The organism is Pseudomonas sp. FG29, assembly GCF_057809355.1.
Genome location: NZ_JBMDJU010000001.1, coordinates 1 through 20,820 on the forward strand (window position 1 = coordinate 1; position 20,820 = coordinate 20,820).

At 63.7% G+C, this 20,820-nt stretch carries 19 protein-coding genes; 11 read left to right on the top strand and 8 right to left on the bottom strand.

The window, feature by feature from the left end; all coding sequences use genetic code 11:
• Positions 1–202: 202 nt before the first annotated feature.
• Positions 203–1,147 (bottom strand): GlxA family transcriptional regulator, encoded by a 945-nt coding sequence (locus ACODS1_RS00005; RefSeq protein ID WP_489084022.1) that lies wholly within the window; start codon positions 1,145–1,147, stop codon positions 203–205.
• 146 nt (positions 1,148–1,293) lie between these two features.
• Between ACODS1_RS00005 and ACODS1_RS00010 the strand changes: the two genes are divergently transcribed.
• The 4 genes from ACODS1_RS00010 to ACODS1_RS00025 all read left to right on the top strand — a co-directional run bounded on the left by ACODS1_RS00010 (position 1,294) and on the right by ACODS1_RS00025 (position 4,001).
• A complete protein-coding gene (locus ACODS1_RS00010; protein ID WP_489084023.1) occupies positions 1,294–1,764 on the top strand; it encodes a nuclear transport factor 2 family protein in 471 nt (156 codons plus the stop codon).
• Positions 1,765–2,006: 242 nt separating this feature from the next.
• Positions 2,007–2,726 carry a phosphatidylcholine synthase gene (gene pcsA, locus ACODS1_RS00015; RefSeq protein ID WP_322982139.1) on the top strand — a complete coding sequence of 240 codons (720 nt, stop codon included), beginning with the start codon at positions 2,007–2,009 and terminating at the stop codon, positions 2,724–2,726.
• Complete coding sequence (locus tag ACODS1_RS00020) at positions 2,723–3,004, top strand: GIY-YIG nuclease family protein (protein ID WP_489084024.1); 282 nt, start codon at positions 2,723–2,725, stop codon at positions 3,002–3,004. The genes pcsA and ACODS1_RS00020 overlap by 4 nt, the downstream gene beginning before the upstream one ends.
• A gap of 64 nt (positions 3,005–3,068) precedes the next feature.
• Entirely contained in the window at positions 3,069–4,001 is a 933-nt protein-coding gene (locus ACODS1_RS00025) for a glutathione S-transferase family protein (protein WP_489084025.1), read from the top strand.
• A 147-nt stretch (positions 4,002–4,148) separates the two neighbouring features.
• Here the strand turns inward: ACODS1_RS00025 and eutC are convergent, their stop codons facing one another.
• The 3 genes from eutC to eat all read right to left on the bottom strand — a co-directional run bounded on the left by eutC (position 4,149) and on the right by eat (position 7,793).
• Positions 4,149–4,958, bottom strand: a complete 810-nt coding sequence (gene eutC / locus ACODS1_RS00030; protein ID WP_489084026.1) for an ethanolamine ammonia-lyase subunit EutC — start codon at positions 4,956–4,958, stop codon at positions 4,149–4,151.
• A 15-nt stretch (positions 4,959–4,973) separates the two neighbouring features.
• Positions 4,974–6,368 carry an ethanolamine ammonia-lyase subunit EutB gene (locus ACODS1_RS00035; RefSeq protein ID WP_489084027.1) on the bottom strand — a complete coding sequence of 465 codons (1,395 nt, stop codon included), beginning with the start codon at positions 6,366–6,368 and terminating at the stop codon, positions 4,974–4,976.
• 63 nt (positions 6,369–6,431) lie between these two features.
• Positions 6,432–7,793, bottom strand: coding sequence for an ethanolamine permease (eat, locus tag ACODS1_RS00040; protein WP_489084028.1), 1,362 nt, complete (start codon positions 7,791–7,793; stop codon positions 6,432–6,434).
• A gap of 411 nt (positions 7,794–8,204) precedes the next feature.
• Between eat and qhpR the strand changes: the two genes are divergently transcribed.
• A complete protein-coding gene (qhpR, locus tag ACODS1_RS00045) occupies positions 8,205–9,263 on the top strand; it encodes an AraC-like transcriptional regulator QhpR (RefSeq protein ID WP_489084029.1) in 1,059 nt (352 codons plus the stop codon).
• Between the two features lie 15 nt (positions 9,264–9,278).
• Here qhpR and ACODS1_RS00050 read toward each other — a convergent pair whose 3' ends face one another.
• From ACODS1_RS00050 to yjeH, 4 genes are all read right to left on the bottom strand, one after another.
• Positions 9,279–9,599, bottom strand: coding sequence for a glutaredoxin family protein (locus tag ACODS1_RS00050; RefSeq protein WP_489084030.1), 321 nt, complete (start codon positions 9,597–9,599; stop codon positions 9,279–9,281).
• Positions 9,600–9,775: 176 nt separating this feature from the next.
• Positions 9,776–10,783 carry a nucleoid-associated protein YejK gene (gene yejK, locus ACODS1_RS00055; protein ID WP_024309330.1) on the bottom strand — a complete coding sequence of 336 codons (1,008 nt, stop codon included), beginning with the start codon at positions 10,781–10,783 and terminating at the stop codon, positions 9,776–9,778.
• Positions 10,784–11,043: 260 nt separating this feature from the next.
• Entirely contained in the window at positions 11,044–12,369 is a 1,326-nt protein-coding gene (locus ACODS1_RS00060; protein ID WP_489084031.1) for a TAXI family TRAP transporter solute-binding subunit, read from the bottom strand.
• A 90-nt stretch (positions 12,370–12,459) separates the two neighbouring features.
• Entirely contained in the window at positions 12,460–13,713 is a 1,254-nt protein-coding gene (gene yjeH / locus ACODS1_RS00065) for an L-methionine/branched-chain amino acid transporter (protein ID WP_489084032.1), read from the bottom strand.
• Between the two features lie 124 nt (positions 13,714–13,837).
• Here yjeH and ACODS1_RS00070 point away from each other — a divergent pair, with 124 nt between their 5' ends.
• The 6 genes from ACODS1_RS00070 (at position 13,838) to ACODS1_RS00095 (ending at position 20,819) form a co-directional block, all read left to right on the top strand.
• Complete coding sequence (locus tag ACODS1_RS00070) at positions 13,838–14,257, top strand: Lrp/AsnC family transcriptional regulator (protein WP_322982151.1); 420 nt, start codon at positions 13,838–13,840, stop codon at positions 14,255–14,257.
• Positions 14,254–15,474 carry an exonuclease subunit SbcD gene (gene sbcD / locus ACODS1_RS00075; RefSeq protein WP_489084033.1) on the top strand — a complete coding sequence of 407 codons (1,221 nt, stop codon included), beginning with the start codon at positions 14,254–14,256 and terminating at the stop codon, positions 15,472–15,474. Before ACODS1_RS00070 ends, sbcD begins: the two co-directional genes overlap by 4 nt.
• A gap of 31 nt (positions 15,475–15,505) precedes the next feature.
• Positions 15,506–15,874: a putative quinol monooxygenase gene (locus ACODS1_RS00080; protein WP_489084034.1), complete on the top strand. Its 369-nt coding sequence runs from the start codon at positions 15,506–15,508 to the stop codon at positions 15,872–15,874.
• Positions 15,875–16,220: 346 nt separating this feature from the next.
• Complete coding sequence (locus ACODS1_RS00085) at positions 16,221–16,826, top strand: HD domain-containing protein (RefSeq protein ID WP_489084035.1); 606 nt, start codon at positions 16,221–16,223, stop codon at positions 16,824–16,826.
• Positions 16,827–16,976: 150 nt separating this feature from the next.
• The gene (locus ACODS1_RS00090) at positions 16,977–17,336 is read left to right on the top strand and encodes a hypothetical protein (protein WP_489084036.1); all 360 of its coding nucleotides are present in this window, start codon (positions 16,977–16,979) and stop codon (positions 17,334–17,336) included.
• Between the two features lie 48 nt (positions 17,337–17,384).
• Positions 17,385–20,819, top strand: coding sequence for an AAA family ATPase (locus tag ACODS1_RS00095; protein ID WP_489084037.1), 3,435 nt, complete (start codon positions 17,385–17,387; stop codon positions 20,817–20,819).
• Position 20,820: the final 1 nt, after the last annotated feature.

Consider the following 20,820-nt stretch of genomic DNA (forward strand, 5'->3'; position numbering starts at 1 on the left):
GAGTGAGCGAACCCTCGCGCAGCGAGGGCCGGATGAACGGGCGGAGGGTTTTGGTGACTTTTGCCCCAAAAGTCACTCGCCCGGGAGGGCGAAACCAGAAACATCAGCAAAAACGCGGCAATTCGGAACAAGCGTCCGAAACATCGTATTGCCAGTCCGGTATCACGACCACTTTCCCTTCAAATCCTCAATGAACCATTTTTCAGCCGCTACGTTGCATACGCTTGCGAAAGGCCCCCGGCGTCTCCCCGCAGAGTTGCTTGAACCGCTTGGCGAAGGTGGCGCGGTCGGCAAATCCGATAGCGCTGGCGATCTGCTCCAGGGATTGCCCCGAGCCTGCCAATGCCTGTTGCGCCTGGCTGATACGCAGGCGTTGCAGGTAGTCGCTGGGTGTCAGCCCGGTCCATGCCTTGAAGCGGCGCAACAGCGTGCGAGGCGAACAGTGCGCCTGCTGTGCCAGGCACTCAAGATCGATGGCCTCGCCGTGATGCGCGTGCAGCCAGTGCAACAGGGGCGTCATCGGGCCTTCCTCGACTTCGGGCAGCAGCGGCGCGAAGCGCGTCTGCAGGCCTCGTTGGCGTTCGACCACCAGGGCTGCGGCCACCTGTCGTGCCAGACCCTCGCCACCATGCAGGGCGAGCAGGTGTAAACACAGATCCAAGCCAGCCTGCGCACCACCGGAGCAGAACAGACGGCCATCCTGTGTCAGTAGCTGCTCGCTGTGCAGGTGCACCTTCGGATAGCGCCGTGCGAAGGCGTCGGCCAAGGCCCAGTGGGTGGTGGCGCGGCGGCCATCGAGCAGGCCGGCCGCGGCCAGCAGAAAGGCACTGCTGCACAGGCTGGCGACCTGCTGCACCTGTCGTGCTGCCAGCCACGGCAACAGCCTGGCGTTGGCCTCCAGCGTACGTGTCACGGCGCTGCCAGTGGCCGGCAAAATCAGCAGATCGGCACGTTCGCCGAGATCCAGCCCGCCATCGACCTGGATCTGGGCGAAATCCAGTTGCACCGGCTGGCCATCCAGGCTGAAGCGCTGCACCTGAAAGCGCGGCGAGCCGCTCAGGCGATTGGCCATGCCGAAAGCGTCCTGCGCCATGCTCAGGCTGGAACACACGGTTTGCGGACAAACGTAGAGCGCGACACGCAGCATGATGAGCACCGAAGCGGGAGGTTGGCGATTATTGACATAAAGTTGTCTTCGTCGCCAATCGCGCTCACGTCTTCCGAAGGACAGACTAGGCTGCATCCATTACCCGAGCCCGTCACCATGATGACGGCAGATCGCAGGAGCGCCCCATGAGCCACCCCAACGCCGACCTGATCACGCGTTTCTACACGGCCTTCCAACAGCTCGACGCCGACGCCATGGCGGCTTGCTATGCCGAAGATGTGCGCTTTTCCGACCCGGTGTTCACCGGTTTGCAAGGCGCCGAAGCGGCTGATATGTGGCGCATGCTGTGCAAGCGAGCCGAAGGCTTCTCGCTGACCTTCGACTCGGTACATGCCGACGATCACGCCGGCAGCGCCCGTTGGGTGGCAACCTACCGTTTCAGTGCGACCGGTCGTCAGGTGGTCAACCATATCCAGGCGCGTTTCGTCTTCCGCGACGGCCTGATCGTCGAGCATCGCGATCACTTCGACCTATGGCGCTGGACGCGTCAGGCACTGGGGGCCAAGGGGCTGCTGCTGGGCTGGGCCCCGCCGGTACAGGGTGCCATTCGGCGACAGGCGGCACGGGGACTGGCGCAGTTTCGTGCGAGCTGCTGAGGCGAGCGAGTGAACGCAGTGGTAGGCTAACCGGTCTTAGAACCTGTTGAGGATCTCGCGAGCTAGAGCCAGGCAAGGCGAAACCAGGCGAAAAAGCGCAGTTTACGAGTTGTAAATGAGCATTTTGAGGCTGGTTTCAACGCAGCATGGCCGACGCGCAGCAGATCGTGAACAGGTTCTTAGCTTTCAATAAAGGGTGCGCACATGGTGTGCCGTATCTCCACTGCCAATCGAGACCTGCCGTGACCGAACTCATCGTAGCCGTAAAACAGGCCAAGGCCTGGGGCGTTCATGCCGTCACTGCCAGTGGTGTGATCCTCGCGCTGCTGGCGTTGCTGGCCGTCCTCGACGGTCAACCCAAGCAATGCCTGCTCTGGCTGGGCCTGGCCCTGCTGGTCGACGGGCTCGATGGTTCGCTGGCGCGACGTTACGACGTCAAGGGCGTGCTGCCGCATTTCGATGGCTCGACCCTCGATCTGGTCATCGACTACCTCACCTACGTGTTCATCCCGGCGATCTTCCTCTACCGCTTCATCCCGCTGCCGGACTACACCCCGCTGTTTGCCGTGGGCCTGATCCTGCTGTCTTCGCTGTTCTGCTTCTGCAACGTCAACATGAAGAGCAAGGACAATTACTTCGTCGGCTTCCCGGCGGCCTGGAATGTGGTGGTGCTGTATTTCTACATTCTCGACGTTCATCCCTGGATCACCCTCGGCATGATCGTCGCGCTGGCCGCGCTGACCCTGACCCAGATGAAGTTCCTGCACCCGTTCCGTGTGCGTCAGTTCATGCCGCTGAACATCGTCGTGACCTTCGTCTGGATGCTCTCCAGCGCCTTGCTGATCCTGCAGTATCCGCACCATTCGGTGTGGGTGATGGGGCTGTGGTTCGCTGCATCGGCTTATTTCGTCGGTATGTGCCTGTGGCGCTCGGCGCGTGAGTGGTTTCCCGCGCGCGGATGACGGCGACCGTCGAAAAGCCCTGGTTCGTCTACCTGGTGCGCGCTGCCAATGGCGCGCTGTATTGCGGCATCAGCGACGACCCTCAGCGGCGCTTCGCCCAGCATCAGGCAGGCAAGGGCGCACGTTTCTTCCATACCAGCCCGGCGCTGGCGCTGGCCTACGTCGAGGCCTGTGCCGGCAAGGGTGATGCCCTGCGCCGCGAGCGGGCGATCAAACGCCTGAGCAAGGCGGCCAAGGAAGCGCTCATTCCGGCCAGTGATGGCGACGCATCAGCCTGAGGCGGTGTGCGCCCGCACGCTGCGCGGTTAAGCTGGGCGCTTTGAACCTGCCGCGGAGCGCGCCATGCACGAGCTGATCCTGCACCACTATCCGACCTCGCCATTCGCTGAGAAGGCTCGCCTGCTGTTGGGCTTCAAGCAACTGTCCTGGCGCTCGGTGATGATTCCGCCGGTTATGCCCAAGCCTGATCTCACGGCTCTGACTGGCGGCTACCGCAAGACCCCGGTGCTGCAGGTCGGCGCCGACATCTACTGCGACACCGCACTGATCGCCCGCCGCCTGGACGCCGAGAAGGCGACTCCGGCGCTGTACCCGGAGGCGCAGGCGTTCAATGTCGCCACCTTCGCTCAGTGGGCCGACTCGGTGGTGTTCCAGCATGCGGTGTCGCTGGTCTTCGCGCCCGAATCCATGGCCGTGCGTTTCGCCAAGGTACCGCCAGAGTTCGCCAAGGCGTTCGCGGCTGATCGTGCCGCGCTGTTCTCCGGCGGCACGGCCAGCCGTCTGCCGCTGGAGCAGGCACGTCATCAATGGCCGGTAATCATGGGCCGTCTGCAGCAGCAACTGCGCAGCGGTGGCGATTTCCTTTTCGGTGAGGCGAGCGTCGCCGATATCGCCCTGGCCCACCCGCTATGGTTCCTGCGCGGCACCCCGGTGACCGCGCCTCTGGTGGATGATTACCCGGAAGTTGCGGCCTGGCTGGCGCGGGTGTTGGACTTCGGTCATGGCTCGCTGAGCGAAATGAGCAGCGAGCAGGCCATCGCCGTGGCGCGCGAAGCGACGCCGGCAGCCCTGCCGGAGGAAGACTTTGTCGACCCCAACGGTTTCCAGCCTGGCCAGATGGTACGCATCGCAGCGGTGGACTATGGCGTGGATCCGGTGGAGGGTGAGTTGCTGTTCGCCGGGCGTGAGGAGCTGATCCTGCGCCGTGAAGACGAGCGCGCCGGCACCGTGCATGTGCACTTCCCGCGTCTGGGCTTTCGTATCGAGGCGTGCTGATCGGTCGTAAAGATCGCGGCTAAAGCCCCTCCCACAAAGCTGCTTTCACAGCGCCCCGCTCGCAGGTTGATGACCTGTGGGAGGGGCTTTAGCCGCGACAGAGGCAGTTAGGGCGGCGGATGAAGCGTCGCCCATTCTGCGGCGGCTTCAACGCTTATCTGGCAACAGAAAGTTGCCCGGCCCGGCGTTTTCCAGCGTCGGCACTTCGGCCTCATCCTTGAGATCGACGCCGGACAGTTGCCGACGGCAGGCCTCGCGCATCAGGTACATCAGGCGGAAGGTGGCCATGCCGTAGCTCAGGCCCTCCAGGCGCACGTTGGAGATGCAGTTGCGGTAGGCGTCGTTGAGGCCGACGTGCGGCGCGTAGGTGAAATACAGGCCCAGGCTATCCGGTGAACTCAGTCCCGGTCGTTCGCCAATCAGGATCACCGTCATCTTTGCCCCCAGACGTTCGCCCACCTCGTCGGCCACGGCGACCCGTCCCTGTTCGACGATGGCGATGGGCGCCAGTGACCAGCCTTCTTCCAGCACCTGTTCCAGCAAACGGTCGAGAAAGGGCAGGCTGTGCTTCTGCACCGCCAGCGACGACAGGCCGTCGGCAATGACGATGGCCAGGTCATAACCCTGGCCATGCTCTGCGGCGTAGTCATCGAGCAGGCGTGCGGCATCCTCGTGCAGACGACGCCCCAGATCCGGGCGTTGCAGGTAGGTGTGGCGGTCAGCCGCTGCGCTGTGCAACAACAGCGTGGGCAACTGGCGGTCATGCAGCGCTTCGCGCAGCGTTGTGTGGTCGAACGGCAAATGCACGGCGTCACGGGCCTGGGCGTGGGCGAACTGGAAATCCAGTTGCGCAGCAGTCGGCAGGCTGGTACCGGCGCGGCCCAGGGCGATGCGCGCGGGCGTCAGTTGACGCAGGTGCTGCCAGGGGTTTGCGGTGGCGGGGGACTTATCGCTCATGACGACCTCGACTGATCAGGACAACTGGGCCAGGGCCTGACGAAATGCCGGCGGCAGTTCTTCACCCATGCGCAGTTGCCCGCCCTGTTGCTGGAAGATGCCCATACGCGCCAGCCAGGCCTCGAACTCCGGCGCGGCGTGCAGGCCGAGCACCTTGCGCGCGTACAGCGCGTCGTGGAACGAGGTGGTCTGGTAGTTGAGCATCACGTCATCCGAGCCGGGAATACCCATGATGAAGTTGATGCCGGCCGTGCCGAGCAGGGTCAGCAGGGTGTCCATGTCGTCCTGGTCGGCCTCGGCATGGTTGGTGTAGCAGATGTCGCAGCCCATGGGCACGCCGAGCAGCTTGCCGCAGAAGTGATCCTCCAGCCCGGCGCGGATGATCTGCTTGCCGTTGTACAGGTACTCCGGGCCGATGAAGCCGACTACGGTGTTGACCAGAAACGGGTTGAAGTGCCTGGCCACGGCGTAGGCGCGGGTTTCGCAGGTCTGCTGGTCGACGCCATGGTTGGCGTTGGCCGACAGTGCGCTGCCCTGGCCGGTTTCGAAGTACATCAGGTTGTTGCCGAGGGTGCCGCGCTTGAGGCTCAGGCCGGCTTCGTAGCCTTCCTGCAGCACCTTGAGGCTGACGCCGAAGCTGGCGTTGGCCGCCTCGGTGCCGGCGATGGACTGGAACACCAGATCCAGCGGCGCGCCGCGCTCGATGGCAGCGATGGAGCTGGTGACGTGGGTGAGCACGCAGGACTGGGTGGGAATCTCGTAGCGCTGGATCACCGCATCGAGCATCTCCAGCAGGGTGCACACCGCGCTCATGCTGTCGGTGGCTGGATTAATCCCGATCATGGCATCGCCATTGCCGTAGAGCAGGCCGTCGACCACGCTGGCGGCGATGCCGGCCGGGTCGTCGGTGGGGTGGTTCGGTTGCAGGCGGGTGGACATGCGCCCGCGCAGGCCCTGGGTGTTGCGAAAGCGAGTGACCACGCGGGTCTTCTGCGCCACCAGCACCAGATCCTGAATGCGCATGATCTTCGACACCGCCGCGACCATCTCCGGCGTCAGGCCAGGGGCCAGCGCCCTGAGGCTGGCTTCGTCGGCGACGTCGCTGAGCAGCCAATCACGAAAGCCGCCTACGGTAAGGTGGCTGACCGGGGCGAAGGCCTGGATGTCGTGAGTGTCGATGATCAGGCGGGTGACTTCGTCGCTCTCGTAGGGAATCAGCGCCTCCTGCAAGAAGTGCTTGAGCGGCACCTCGGCCAGGGCCATCTGCGCAGCAGCGCGCTCGGCGTCGCTACTGGCGGCAACCCCGGCTAGGTAGTCGCCGGAGCGTGCCGGCGTGGCCCTGGCCATCAGCTCGCGCAGGCTGTCGAAACGCCAGGTCTGCAGCCCGACGCGATGAGTGAATCCGGCCATCGGCTGACTCCTCGTGCAGTGTAAGAACACAGCGCCGGGCACGGGGCCCGGCGTTTCAGGTTATCAGATCGGGTTGGTCTGCGCGGCGGCGGCCTCACGCTGATCGGCGGTGCACAGGAAGTACAGATAACCGATGGCCATCAGCCCCAGGAAGATCAGTGCCAGCACGCCGTTGAACCAGATCATCGCACTCAGGCAGACCAACGCGATGGCCAGGGCAATGGCCGGCACCACCGGGTAGCCCGGCGCGCGGAAGCTGCGCGCCAGGTTCGGTTCGCTGCGGCGCAGCTTGAACAGGCTGAGCATGCTCATGATGTACATGACGATGGCGCCGAACACGGCCATGGTGATCATCGCAGCGGTCAGGCTCATGCCTTGCAGGTTGATCACGCCGTCGCTGAACACGGCGGCGATGCCGATGACGCCACCGGCGATGATCGCGCGGTGCGGCGTCTGGAAACGGTTGAGCTTGGCCAGGCCCTTGGGCAGGTAGCCGGCGCGGGCCAGGGCGAAGAACTGGCGCGAGTAGCCGAGGATGATGCCGTGGAAGCTGGCCACCAGGCCGAACAGACCAATCCACACCAGCATGTGCATCCAGTTCGAGTCGTTGCCGACCACGGCTTTCATCGCTTGCGGCAGTGGGTCGTTGATGTTCGACAGCTCCTTCCAGTTACCCACGCCACCGGCGAAGATCATCACGCCAATGGCCAGCGTCACCAGGGTCAGGATGCCGGCGATATAGGCCTTGGGAATGGTGCGCTTGGGATCCTTGGCTTCCTCGGCGGCCATGGCGGCACCTTCGATAGCCAGGAAGAACCAGATGGCGAACGGGATGGCGGCAAAAATGCCGGACACTGCAGCACCGCTGAATTCGTTGCTGCCAGCCCAGCCGTCGAGTACGAAGTTGCTGAAGCTGAAGCCCGGTGCGACCACGCCCATGAACACCAGCAGTTCCAACACGGCGAGCACGGTGACCACCAGCTCGAAGGTGGCGGCGATACTCACGCCGAGGATGTTCAGGCCCATGAAGATCACATAGGCCCCGACGGCGGCGATTTTCGGGTCGAGATCCGGAAATTGCACGTTGAGATACGAGCCGATGGCCATGGCAATCGCCGGTGGCGCGAAGACGAATTCGATCAGCGTGGCCAGGCCGGCGATGATCCCGCCGGTGGGGCCGAAGGCGCGCAGGCTATAGGCGAACGGGCCGCCCGCGTGAGGGATGGCGGTGGTCAGCTCGGTGAAGCTGAAGATGAAACAGGTGTACATCACCGCCACCAACAGGGTGGTGACGAGAAAGCCGAGCGTGCCGGCCACGCCCCAGCCGTAGCTCCAGCCGAAGTATTCCCCGGAAATCACCAGGCCTACGGCGATGCCCCATAGGTGCAGGGTTCCTAAAGTCGGTTTCAGTTGTGAAGTAGTCATCAATGCGCCCTCGAAGTGGAAACGGCAGTGCGTCGGCAGACCGTACGTGGCCCGAGAGTAACCAGACCTGGCCACGCTGACTTGACCCGCAAAGCTGTGGAGTGCGCCGCAGAGTCAAGTCAGGGCCTTGCCCCAAATTCGGGCTGTTTTTGCACCAAGATGCCGCATCTGGCTGTGTTGCAGGCCATGTCGAGGCGCGCTGCTTGCTCACTGGGTGCTTTATCTAGGCTTTGCGGGGCTCCATGCCCTGTGTGGGTGCGTGTAAAAAATCACTCTTTCAGTAGATGCGAAGGACGTGCCGAAGCGCTTGAGCGTCTGCGGCGATGCCAGGCTTGTGCTGCTGCAGTCATTGGGAAGGGCAAGGCACAGGATTTGCTAATACTCCAGCAATCCTGCTGCGGTTGTTACTCAATGTTTCAGTCTTCGAGCTTCGCCAGCCCCGTTTCCGACCTGCTCAATGCCAGTGGCAACCTGGGTGTGCTCTCGGCGGCGGCCAGTGGTCTGGATGGTTTCATCAGCCGGCATGGCGGTGACGTTGATCGTATCTTTGGGGTTTCCGGTATCGATCCCGAACTGATGCGGCACCCGACCCTGAGCCTGGATCTGGGGCGCTATTGCCGGGTGCTTGAGGAGGCCGCCGCGCAATCGGGCTGCGATAACTTCGGTCTGTACTACGGCCAGCAATTCCGCCCGCAGGCGCTGGGGCTGCTGGGCTACATCGGCTTGTGCTCGGCAACGCTGGAGGAGGCGCTGCGCAACTTCGCTGCGGCCTTTCCCCTGCATCAGCACGACACCCTGATTCGTCTGGTGGATGTCGGCGAATGCTACCGCTTCGATTATCGCGTCGAGCATGCCGCGATCATCGGCAAGCGCCAGGACGCCGAACTGACCATGGGCATGCTGCTCAACCTGATGCGTCACCAGCGTGGACCGAACTGGGCGCCGCGTGCCGTGCACTTCGAACACGCCCGGCCGGAGGCCTGGCAGGATCACCTGCGCCTGTTCGATGCGCCGGTGCAGTTCAACCAGCCGTGTAACTCCATGCTGATTCCCAAGCGTGACCTGGCCGGGCAGGTGATGGCCGATGCCGACCCCATGCTGCTGATGGTGATGCAGGACGCCATTCGCCGTCTCGGCGCGCAGAGCCAGCAACCGCGCGATTTGCTCGCGCAGGCGCGCGGCCTGGTGCGCAACGCCCTGCTGCAGAGTGAGCCTGGGCTGGAGCAGATCGCCATGGCGCTGGATCTCAGCGGCGCCTCATTGCAGCGCCGCCTGCGTGAGCAGGGCCTGAGCTTCTCAGGCCTGATCGATGAGGTGCGGCGTGAACTGGCGCTGCATTACCTGCGGCAGAATCTGTCGATCACCGAGCTGGCGCCGTTGCTCGGTTATTCGGAAACCAGCGCCTTTTCGCGCGCCTTCCGCCGCTGGTTCGGCGTCAGTCCACGGCAGTGGCGGCGTGATGAGGTTTAGCCGCTCGCCTCGCGGTCAGTAGGCCGCACGAATCGCTGTCGGGTTGTAGCCCTGGATGATCTGGCCGCGCATATCGAGCACCGGGATACCGCGTCCGCCGATGGCGTCGTACTGGCGCCGGCCGACTGCATCTTTCTCGATATCCACCTCGCGGTAGGCGATGCCATCACCCTGCAGTAGCTCACGGGTCTTGGCGCAGTAACCACACCAACTGGTGGCATAGAGCACGATCTCGCCGCTGGCATTGCCGGCCTGCGGTGGGTTGAGCCAGCGGTCGATCTTGTCCCAGTTCTGCCACAGGGCCAGGGCAGCGAGCAGCAGCACAATCGTCTTCATGGTTGCGCGTCCTTGTGTGATAGCGCGGTCATCTCAGCCTAAACCGCGCCAGGCCATACCGCCATGTCAGTCCGTAGGGTGGGCGTAGGGTGGGCTTCAGCCCACCAGAACGCAAGGTAGTACGCCTTCTTTGGTGGGCTAAAGCGGATCGCTGCCCGGCCAACCCTACAAATGCCTCAATCCTGTCGACGCTTGAGCTGATCCTTCAACTGGGTCGGCAACTGGCGAATGATCAGCATGTCGCGGCCCTCGTCGTACTCGACCTTCGAGCCCAGCAGGTGTGCCTCGAAGCTGATCGACAACCCTTCGGCGCGGCCGGTGAAACGCTGGAACTGGTTGAGGGTGCGCTTGTCCGCCGGAAATTCCGGGGCCATGCCGTAATCCTTGTTGCGGATGTGCTCGTAGAAGGCGCGCGGGCGGTCTTCGTCGATCAGCCCGGAGAGCTCGTCCAGCGTGATCGGCTCGCCCAGTTTGGCCTGGCTGGTGGCGTAGCCGACCAGGGTCTTGGTCTTCTCGCGGGCCTGCTCTTCGGGCAGGTCTTCGCTTTCCACGAAATCGCTGAAGGCCTTGAGCAGGGTGCGGGTTTCGCCCGGGCCGTCGACGCCTTCCTGGCAACCGATGAAGTCGCGGAAGTAGTCCGAGACCTTCTTGCCGTTCTTGCCCTTGATGAAGGAAATGTACTGCTTGGACTGCTTGTTGTTCTGCCACTCGCTGATGTTGATGCGCGCAGCCAGGTGCAGTTGGCCGAGGTCGAGGTGCTTGGCTGGGGTCACATCCAGCGCATCGGTCACCGCCACGCCTTCGCTGTGGTGCAGCAGGGCGATGGCCAGGTAATCGGTCATGCCTTGCTGATAGTGGGCGAAGAGCACGTGGCCGCCGGTGGACAGGTTGGATTCTTCCATCAGCTTCTGCAGGTGCTCGACAGCCTGGCGGCTGAAGGCGGTGAAGTCCTGCTCGCCATCGAGATAAGCCTTGAGCCAGCCGCTGAACGGGTAGGCGCCGGATTCCTCGTGGAACAGGCCCCAGGCCTTGCCCTGCTTGGCGTTGTAGCTCTCGTTGAGGTCGGCTAGCAGGTTTTCCATGGCTTGCGAGGTGGCCAGCTCGCTGTCGCGGGCGTGCAGCACGGCAGGGCTGCCGTCGGGCTTCTTGTCGATCAGGTGGACGATGCAGTGACGGATCGGCATGGCGGTCTCGATGGGCAAATGAAACGAAGGGCGAAGTTTACCCGAAGCGGGTCATGGATTCTGATGTGGATGCATCGGTGAAGGAGATGTAGCAGGTCGCGGCTAAAGCCCCTCCCACAACTATCAGGAATTCCCGTGGGAGGGGCTTTAGCCGCGACAGATCTTCTACCTCGGCGCTGTTGCAGTTGCGTAGGGTGGATGACGCTTTTCCATCCACCGCTTCGGCTGCGCATCGGTGGACATAAAGAGCGATGTCCACCCTACAGTTGGCGGCGTTGCTGCAGGGCCCGCAAGCGCTCGATCACATAGCGCACATGCAGGTGCAGCTCGTACAACTGGTTGGAGTACGACAGCGGCACTTCCACCGCTGCCAGCTCGTCCTCCATTTTCTCCAGGCGCTCGATCTCGCTGCCCAGTTCGTCCGGTAGGGAGCCGGCATGCAGCTTGCGGTCGATCTCGCGCAGGTACTTGTACCAGCGGTAGATGCGCGCGCGGATGCGCCACTGGTAGATCGGCCCGACCGCCTTGAACAGTGGGATCATCACCACGATCAGGGGAATCAGCAGGATGATGTAGCGGTCGGCCAGCGAGGCGATGCGAAACGGCAGGTAGCGCTGCAAAATCGGCAGCCCTTTGGCGTAGTAATGCTCGGCATCCTTGTGTAGCTCGAAGGTACGGGGCTCGGCGCTGGGGAAGGTGCCGGCGGCATCGAGCAGCGTGCCGTTCTTCATCACCTCGCGGCTGGCGTCGAGAAACAGCGGCACCAGGCCGGGATTGAAGTCGTCGTTGACCACCAGGGTGGCCACTGGCGCGAGGGTGACAATGTCGCGATCCGGTGCGTTTCTGGCTAGATCCAGCAGGCCTTCGCCGACCTTCACCTGATTGAAGAAGGGTAGGCGCGCCTCGTAGGCGGCGGCGCGGCGAAAGTGCGCCAGGGCGATGTCCGGATTGGCCGCCAGTTGCTGCACCAGGGTGTTTTCCGCCGGGCCGACGAAGAAGGCGGCGTCCAGCTCGCCGGCCATCAACGCGCGAGCGGCCTTGCCGCCGCCAATGCTTTGCCAGGTATCGGGATACTGTTCGGGGAGGATGGCATTGGCGCCGAGAATGGCGTCGCTGGCGGCGCGCGTGCCACTGCCTTCGCCGCCGAGGCCGAGGCGCAGTGGCTGCAGGTCGGCGATACGATCCAGACTGACCGCACGCCGGTAGAACAGCCACAGCGGCTCCTGATAAATCGCCCCCAGACTTCGCAACTGCTGCTGCTCGTCGGGCGCCAACTGACGTTCCAGGCCACTCTGTACCAGGGCAATCTGCACCTCCGGTTTCTTGGCCAGCAGGCGCTGCAGGTTGTCGCGTGAGCCTGAGGTCGGTACCAGCGTCAGCTCGAAACCTTCCTTGGCCAGCTCCTCTTTGAGGCGTTCGGCGAACTGCTGGTAGGCGCCGCCCTGCGTGCCCGTAGCCATGCTCGCGCTCATCGGCGGTGGCGGTGCGACGAACTGGAACAGCGCCCAGACCAGGCCGGCCACTACCGGGACGATCCACAGGTTGGCCAGGATCATGATTTTCAGGTCATTGAGTACGCGGCGCATGAGGCTTCCTTTCGGCGGGTTCCATGCAAGGATAGAACCCCATGCGCTTCCAGGTCATCCGCATGGTAGATCGGTGACGCGTGATCCACCTTACGCCAGCGCTTTGTGCCTGGCGCGCAGATGATCGATCAGCAGCAGGGCGCCGAGTAGTGTCACTGCATAGAGGGCATCATTGCCGAGCATCGCCAGTACGGCGGCACAGAGCAGAGTGCTGAGCCCGGCCAGCAGGCGCCAGACGCCGCGCAGCAACACCCAGCCGGCAGCCATGCTGAGCAGGTAGATGAGCACGAAGTTGCCGTTGGCGTAGCGAATCAGATCATCCACCGACAACTGCAAGGTGGCCGACAGCACGGCGCACAGCGCGCAACTGATCACCACCAGCAGCAGCGCCTTGCCGGGGACGCCCTGACGGTTGCGCACGGCCAGGGTGGCGGGCAGGCGGCCTTCTTCGGCCAGGCTCCAGATCAGCCGGGCGAACCCCTGGATATATACGTTCATTGAGGCGAAGCAGGCCAGGTAGCCCAGCACCGCCACCAGCGCGCGCGCCTGCTCGCCCAGCAGTTGCTCGAACAAGCGCGGCAGCGCGGTGGTGTCGCTGTGCACATCGCCGTAGGTGGCGAAACTCAGCACCGCCACCGAACAGGCCCAGTACACCAGACCCGCCAGCAGCACACCGAGCAGCAGTGCCAGGGGGAAGTCCCGTTCCGGGTGTTTGAATTCCTCGCCCAGGTGAGTGAAGGCCTCGATGCCGACGAAACACCAGAACATCACCCCCAGTGCCGTTGGCAGCAGGTGCCATTGACCGTCCATGGATGGCAGAAGCGGTTGGCTGGCGCGTGGCAGATCGCCCATCCACCAGATCAGCGCCACGCTGGCGACGATGGCCACGGCAATCAGCCCCTGCAGCAAACCCGAAGCTTTCGGCGGGCGCTGGCCGAGCAGGAAGATGGCGCCCAGTGTCGCCAGTTCGATGGTCAGCAGGCCGACGCGGTCGAGATCGAACAGCGCCAACCAGAAGCCACTGGCGATATGCAGTGCAGCGGGCAGCCCCACGGGCAGCACGGCGAGAAATAGCAAGGCACTGACGCCTTCCATGCGCAGACCGAAGGCGCGGCCGATCAGGTGCGGTGCACCGCCAGCATGTGGGAAGCGCTTGCCCAACTGAGCGAAGGTGAAGGCCACCGGCAGCACCAGGGCAATCAGGATCATCCAGGCCCATAGCGACGCCTGGCCCGCCGCCGTGGCTGCCAGGGCCGGCACCACGAAGATGCCAGTGCCGAGCAGTGAGGTGCTGAGCAGGGCGACACCCTGCAGCAGGCCCAATTCCTTGTTCAATCGACTCATGGGGTATGCTCGTCACTTTTCCGATGCCGCCATGGTAGAGCGCCGCCCGCTTGCAGGCTGTCGCCTTTTGCCGACGAAATGGCGGTTCTGCCCGTCAACCTGATTGCCGCCCGAGAAACACCCCGTGGACAAGTTCGATCGCCAGATCCTCGCCCTGCTGCGCAGCGACGCGCGCACCTCCGTCAGCCAGATCGCGCGCGAGGTCAACCTTTCCCGTTCGGCCGTCAGCGAGCGCATTCGTCATCTGGAACAGAGCGGGGTGATTCGCGGCTACCACGCCCAGGTCGCGGTGCCGGGCGAGGGCGGGGTCAAGGCCTTCCTTGAGCTCTTCTACCAGAACGGCCGCTGCCAGGATTACGTCGAGCGCATGCGCGAATACCCGGAAATCCGCCATTGCAGCGGCATTAGCGGCGAGACGGACATGCTGGTGCTGGTCGAGGCGCCGAACATGGCGCGCTTGAGTGAAGTGCGCGCCGCCATCGAAGCCTTCCCGCAGATGCAGCGGGTCAAGACTCATATCGTCGTGCAGGACTGGCCGCTATGAGCCTGCGCGTCCTGCATAGCTCCGACTGGCACCTCGGCCAGCACTTCATGGGCAAGACCCGCCAGGCCGAGCACCAGGCCTTCTGCGCCTGGCTGCTGGAGCAGGTGCGCGCGCATCAGGTGGACGTGCTGTTGATCGCCGGCGACGTATTCGACACCGGCGCCCCGCCCAGCTATGCCCGCGAGCAGTATTACCGCTTGGTGGTGGAACTGCGCGATGCTGGCTGCGCCCTGGTGGTGCTCGGTGGCAATCACGACTCACCGGCCATGCTTGGCGAGAGTCGCAGCCTGCTGGCACAACTGGGTACTCGAGTGGTACCGGGCGTCGGTGTCGAACTGGCCGAACAGGTGCTGGTACTGAATGATCGTGAGGGCCAGCCGGGTGCCATCCTCTGCGCCATCCCCTTCATTCGCCCGCGTGACGTCATGGCCAGCCAGGCCGGGCAAAGCGCACAGGACAAACAGCAATCGCTGCAACAGGCCATCGCCGAGCATTACCGGGCACTGCACGAGCTGGCGCTGAGCAAACGTGAGGCGCTGGGCCAGGCACTGCCAATCATCGCCACCGGCCACCTCACCACCGTCGGTGCCAGTGCCAGCGAATCGGTGCGGGAAATCTACGTCGGCAGCCTGGAGGCCTTCCCCACCAGCGCCTTCCCGCCTGCTGACTATATTGCTCTCGGCCATATCCACCGCCCGCAAAAGGTGGGTGGCCTGGAGCATATCCGCTACTGCGGCTCGCCCATCGCCCTGTCCTTCGACGAAGCGCGCCAGCAGAAGGAAGTGCTGCTGCTGGAGTTCGGCGAAGCCGCGCTGCAATCGATCACGCCACTGCCCGTGCCGGTCTTCCAGCCCATGGCCAGCCTGCGCGGCTCGCTCAAGGAACTGGCCGATGCCATCGCCGAGGTGGCCAAGCAGGGCACACCCGAACGGCCCGTATGGCTGGAAGTGCAAGTGAGCACCGACGACTACCTCAGCGACCTGCAGAGCCGCATCAATGCCCTTTGCGAAGGTCTCCCCGTCGAAGTGCTACGCATCCGCCGCGAGCGAGGCAATGCAGCAGCCAGCCTGGCCAGCGAAGCACGGGAAACGCTGGACGAACTGAGCGTAGAAGACGTCTTCGCCCGCCGCCTGCAACAGGAAACGCTGGAGGAAGAGGATGCTCAGCGTTTGCAGGGGCTGTATCGGCAGGTGTTGGAGGCAGTGCAGGGGCAATAACAACGCGGACGATCCATCGAGAGGGACGCTTATGGCCAAAGTGACACTGAAGGGTTACATCCTGGTGCCGGAAAAGGACTTGCAAGAGGTTTGTCGCGAGCTGATAAACCATCGGCGCCTGACGCTGAACGAGCCTGGTTGCATAAGCTTCACCGTTACCGAGAGCGCCGAGAACCCGTTGCGCTTCGATGTTTTTGAAGAGTTTGTCGACCGGCAGTCCTTCGATGTTCATCAGGCCCGCGTGCGTGCTTCTCGCTGGGGGCAAGTGACCGTCGATGTAACGAGATACTATGAGATCCTCGATGAGAAGATCGGTTGTTGCTGGCCAGATGTATATTTTGCTTGTCGAGTGCGTCAACCAATCAAGCATTCTCTTGGAATGAGCTTAAGCAGGCGTTAGGAGGCTGTATGGGAGCATTGAAATGGAGCTTCAAGGAGAAATGCATGTCGGCCTTCTGGTTGATATGCAGCGTTGCTTGGGCTGTGGCCGTATGTGTTCAGTACAGTGAGGTTCGCATGAGTGCTTCACTGCAAAGTCTAGGGATGATTTGTCTGTTACTGAGTTGGGCGCTGGCACCGCAAATATTCTTGCAGCCATTAAGTCTGTATACCCAAAAAACAATCCCCAAGGTGCTAGTGGTTGGCTTACTCGGGTTATTTGTTTTTCAGTCGCTTTCACTGGTGACGAGATATATGGCGTAGCCTTGCGAAGAAGACGGCCGCTTGCGCATCGCCCTGGGTATGGCATGACTCTTCTTATCTCCTCTTGGGCCAGCGCCTGGTCAGACCTTGGCCTACAGCCGCCGTCCGGCCTGTTCGACCAACTCGTCCGTGCCTACGAAGAACCTCAGCGGCACTACCACTCACTGCAGCACCTGCATGAGTGCCTGGCGCATTTCGAGCAGGCACAGCATCTGGCGCAGCAGCCTGGCGAGGTGGCCATCGCGCTCTGGTTTCATGACGCCATCTATGACGTGCGCGGCAAGGATAACGAGCGCCAGAGCGCGGACTGGGCCTGCCGGGTGCTGGCGAGTTGTCAGGCCAGTCAGGCGACGCTGGAGCGTGTCGAGCGGCTGATCATGGTGACCCGGCATGATGCGACGCCGAGCGAGGCGGATGAGCAGCTGTTGGTGGATATCGACCTGGCCATCCTCGGCGCCACGCCAGAGCGCTTCGCCGAATATGACGCTCAGGTGCGCGCCGAGTACGCCTGGGTGCCGGGTTTCGTCTACCGCATGAAGCGCCATGGCGTGCTCAAGGCATTTCTGGCTCGCCCCTGCATTTACAGCACCGAGCATTTCAAGGCGCGCTATGAAGCGCAGGCGCGTCGCAATCTTGCTGGCGTGCTTTGACAGGCCGTTGGCGCGCCGGCCGTTCTATGCTGTGGATGCCGACCCTTTTAAGGCGCGCCCCTATCGAATGGCACTGAGCCGCCAGATGAACCGAGCAACGCCGAGGCGAGTTGAACCACCTAACTCGCATCCCTGAACGAGGACGTCTCCATGGCAATCATCCGATCGACCCTGGTGTTCGGCGCCCTGCTGCTGGCCGGTTGCAATGGAACTGCCGGCGTAAGCGGTGGCGCTTCCACCACCCAGCAATGGCTGGGCCGTTGGAACGGGCCGGAGGGCACCTACCTGGACATCACCGGCACGCCCGCCGACTACCGCCTGACCATCGCCAATCTCGACGGCCCACGGCGCTTTGTCGGCCGCGCGCAGGATGGACAGATCGTCTTCGTTCGTGATGGCGTGGTGGAAAGCATCCGTGCCACCGACGGCGAAGCCACCGGCATGAAGTGGCTGCTGGACAAGCGCAACTGCCTGACCGTACGCAGCGGTGAGGGCTATTGCCGCGACTGAATCCTCGATATGCCAGAATGACCGCCTTCAACGGCTTACGACCTGTGCATGAAAATCCTCAGCCTGCGCCTCAAGAACCTCAATTCCCTCAAGGGCGAATGGAAGATCGACTTCGCCGCCGAGCCCTTCGCCGGTAGTGGACTGTTCGCCATCACCGGGCCGACCGGCGCGGGCAAGACCACGCTGCTCGACGCCATTTGCCTGGCCCTGTATCACCGCACGCCGCGCATGAGCACGTTGTCAGCCAGTGGCAACGAACTGATGACCCGGCACACCGCCGACTGCCTGGCCGAGGTCGAGTTCGAGGTGAAGGGGCAGGGCTACCGCGCCTTCTGGAGCCAGCGCCGCGCGCGTGACAAGATCGATGGTGCGCTGCAGGCGCCCAAGGTGGAGCTGGCGCGTATCGCCGATGGCGAAATTCTTACCGACAAGATTCGCGAGAAGGAACAGCTCACCGCCGAGCTGACCGGCCTGGATTTCGAGCGTTTCACCAAGTCCATGCTGCTGGCCCAGGGCGGTTTTGCCGCCTTCCTCGAAGCCAACGCCAATCAACGCGCCGAGCTGCTCGAAGAGCTGACCGGCACCGAGGTCTACGGGCAGATTTCCCAGCAGGTCTATGAGCGCACCAAGGCTGCCGAACAGGCACTGGGCCTGCTGAAAAGCCGCGCTCAAGGCATGGAGTTGCTGGACGAGGCGCAACGTATTGAGCTGCAGGCCGAAGCCGAGCGTTTGGCGCAGGAGCAGGCGCCGCTGCAGAGCGAACAACAGACGCTGCTGGCCGGGCAGCGTTGGCGGGAGGCGCTGCTGCGCGCCGAGCAACAAGCCGGCGAGGCAGAGCAAGGGCTGGAGCAGGCCCGTCAGCGTCAGGTTGCAGCGACCGATGACCTGCAGCGCCTCGCAGCCAGTGAACCCGCCGCACGCCTGCTGCCATTGCACCAGGCCTGGCAGCAGGCGCAGCACGATTGCCAGCAGGCTGAACAAGGGCTTCTCACGTTACGCGAGCAGATGCGGGCCTGCGCCAAGCGTGAGCGTCAGGCGTTATGGCAGGCCAGCTGCCATGCCACGCATTGGCGTGACGAGCGCCAGGCCGCCCTGACTCAGGTGCAGCATCAGCACGCCGAGGTGCAGGCATGGCTGGGCGAGCGCAGCCAGCATGCGCGACTGGGCGAATTGCTCAGTGGCTGGGACGAGCGTTTTGCACAGCGGACAAAGGGCGTGCAAGCGCTGCAGACGACGCAGACGCGCCTGAACGAATCCGCCGCACAACTGACGACGTTGCAGCGCCAGCGTGAAGAGCAGGGCGTGCGCTTGGCGACGTTGCAGCAGCAGGTGCGGCAGGCGCATGACGCCGAGGTGCAGCAACAGAGCGCCGTGCAGGCACTGCTGGGGGACGCGGGAGAGGCCGGCTTGCGCCAGGACTGGCAGCGTCTGCAAGCTCGCAGTCGGGTATTCGACCGGCTGCAGCAGTTGGCGCAGAGCCGCGAAGCGCTATCCAGGCAGCTCGCCGAACTGCCGCCGCGCCTGGCCGAGCTGCATGCACTGCAGAGCGGCAAGAACGCGGAGATCACAGCCCTGCGTGAGCGCTACAAGTCCACCAAGCTGCAGGTCTCCGACAAGGAAAAGCTGCTGGAGCAGGAACAACGTATTCAGGATCTGGAGGCCCATCGCGCCCGCCTGCAGCCTGGCGATGCCTGCCCGCTGTGCGGCTCGCACGAACATCCCGCGATCAGCCAATACCGGGCCTTGAACGTCTCGGCTACCGAACAGGCGCTGGCGCAGTGCCGCAGTGAGTTGAGCGAGCTGGAAAGCCAGGGCGCCAATCTGCGTGATGAACTGACCCGTCTGGCCGCGCAGATCGAGCAGGTGCAGGCGCAACAGGCGCAGGCCGAGGCGCAATTGCTGCCGCTGGATCAGCAGTGGCAGCAACAACTGAACGAGCATGACATCCGTCTGCAGGACGTTGCCGAGTTGGCCGTTCTGCAACAGCAGCACGAGCACGAACTGGCGGCGCTGCAAGCACGCCTGGAAACCGTGCAGGCGCAGCAAACCGAACTGCAGCGCCTGCGCGAGGTGCGTGAAAAGGGCGAACGCGAGCAGGCCGAGGCCGAGCGGCAGCAGGCATTGCTCAGCCGCGATCTGGACAACACCCAGGCGCGCCTGGCCGAGCAACAGACTTATCTGAGCGATTTGCAGGTCGAGCAGGCGCAGTTGATTCAGGCATTGCTGGCCAGTCTGCAAGGCTTCGCCAGCGAGCTGCCGGCCGACAGTGCAGGCTGGTTGGCGCAGCAGAAAGCCGCCTGGCAAGCCTTCCAACAAACACAGGCCCGCGAACAGCAGTTGCTACAACTCACACGCGAGGCACAGCGACAGCTGGATGAAGCCCAGGCTCAGGCCGAGCAATGGTTGCAGCGTTGGCAGGAGGCGGGGGCGCCGAGCCTGGAGGCTCCTGCACCAGCCGCCGACCCGCAGCAGGCACTGCGCGAGGCGGCCGAGCGGCTGGCCGCCACCCAGCGTGAACGTGATGGCCTGGCCGGTAGCGAACACGCCCAGATCGCCTTGCTGGCGCGCGAACAGCAACGGCTGCAAAGCTGCCTGCAGACCTGGCAACAGGCGCTGGCAAGCAGCCCCTTCGTCGATCAGGCGGCGTTCGAGGCGGCCGTGCTGGGCGAAGACGAACGCCAACGCTTGCAGCAGCTCAAGGCCGATCTCGAGCGGGCGTACACCCAGGCCACGACCCTGCTGGCCGCAGCCCAGGCCGAGGTGCAGCGCCTGCAGGCCGAAGCGCAAACCGATCTGAGCCTGGAGGCGCTAGCCGAGCAAATTCAGGCATTGCAGGAGCGTTTGCGTGGCCTGAGCGAGCGCCAGGGCGAGCTGCGCGCGCAATTGCAGGCCGACGAGGCGCGGCGCAACAGCCAGCAGGCGCTGTTCGCCGAGATCGCTGCGCAAGAGGGTGAGCATCGCCTGTGGCAGCAACTCAATGGCCTGATCGGTTCGGCCGATGGCGCCAAGTTCCGCAAGTTTGCCCAGGGCCTGACCCTCGATCACCTGATTCACCTGGCCAACCGCCAACTGACGCGCCTGCACGGGCGTTACCAGTTGACGCGCAAGAGCAGCGGTGAGCTTGAGCTGGAAGTGCGCGATACCTGGCAGGCCGATGTGGCGCGCGATTGCCGCACGCTGTCCGGTGGCGAGAGCTTTCTGGTCAGCCTGGCCTTGGCCCTGGCGCTGTCGGATCTGGTCAGCCACAAGACCAGCATCGACTCGCTGTTTCTCGACGAAGGCTTCGGCACGCTGGATGGCGAAACCCTGGAAGTGGCGCTCGATGCCCTGGACAACCTCAACGCCAGCGGCAAGACCATCGGCGTGATCAGTCACGTCGAGGCGATGAAGGAGCGCATTCCCGTGCAATTGCGGGTACACAAGGGCGTCGGCCTCGGCTATAGCCGGCTCGACGCGCGGTTTGCGGTGAAGGAAGGAGCGTAGT